The organism is Pseudoalteromonas rubra, assembly GCF_005887095.1.
Taxonomy (GTDB): domain Bacteria; phylum Pseudomonadota; class Gammaproteobacteria; order Enterobacterales; family Alteromonadaceae; genus Pseudoalteromonas; species Pseudoalteromonas rubra_E.
In genome coordinates this window covers 1-1,089 of record NZ_PNCI01000135.1, presented here as the reverse complement: position 1 = coordinate 1,089, position 1,089 = coordinate 1, and the positions used below count along the sequence as shown (strand labels likewise).

1 protein-coding gene is annotated in these 1,089 nt (G+C 44.2%); it reads right to left on the bottom strand.

Annotation, left to right across the window (positions count from 1 at the left end; translation table 11 throughout):
• On the bottom strand, window positions 1-1,089 hold a 1,089-nt coding region (locus tag CWB99_RS24325; protein ID WP_171045450.1), incomplete at both ends, for a hypothetical protein.

Here is a 1,089-nt window from a genome sequence, read left to right as displayed (position 1 = left end):
GTAAATGATACTGTTTGCCCTGCTGCAATCGTTCCATCTAATCCCTCTAACGCCAGTTGAGCAGGAGAATCTTGAAGTTCCAGACTTAATGTAGGGCTTACAACGATATTCGCTGAATCTGAAACGACCATGGCGACTTCGAGCGTGTCTCCAAAAACAGCAATACCAGCAGGGAGCGTATTGGTTGTTTGTCCTTCAATAACTTGGCCATTAAGGTACCAACGAAAACTGACTTCCAGTTGATCCATCGCTGTATCAGGATCTTCGTAATAACCGTTTTCGACACTGATGGGGCTGGTTGCGAAATATTCATCGCTATAGTTTCGCTCTGGGGTGTACGCAATTGGCGGCAGGGACATTAAATTGAGTGCCACAGGTGTTATTTCACCCAGTGTAGCAGAGATAAACTGCTCCATCTGCATATTGGTAAGGTATGTGCCCAGATCATACTGACCATCTTTATTGCTGTCTTCATAATACGCAATATTAGGGTAGTCGAAATCCAGGGTAATGTTTTTATCACTCCCTTCAAAACGCAGTTCACCCTTTTGGAAATTAGGTGAATAGCCGTACATTTCTTTCCCGGCAAGGGTCAATACGCCCTCATTACTGAACGTCAGAGTACCTTCGAGCTGCAAGTTTTCATGGTAATCCATGTGGTTATTGTAACTACTCTCGCTGACCGTGAGCTCAGAAATTATTTGATTACTGCCATCCACTTCGACCAGGATATGCTGTTTGATACTACTTGTATCTTGTCCAGTGACAGTGTCATAGCCTGGAGAAGTGATAAAGCTACCGGTCAATTTGATTTGTTGTTCTGTATTTGAACTGGTCAAATTGTTAAACAGCATTGCTACTTCACCATTGGTACCCGCATTAGAATCGATAGCGACGGTGACGGAACCATCGACCTTTTCATTCTCATTGTACATGACACAGTTCGAGAACTTTGCCAGCACGGCACCATTGCCTTGTCTGTCAACTTTACCCTGATAGCTAACCTGACCTGATGTGGGGCACTGAGAGGTGCCACTAATTGAACCATCACTAGAAACGGGATTCTGTAAATAAGGCATATCCATGTCG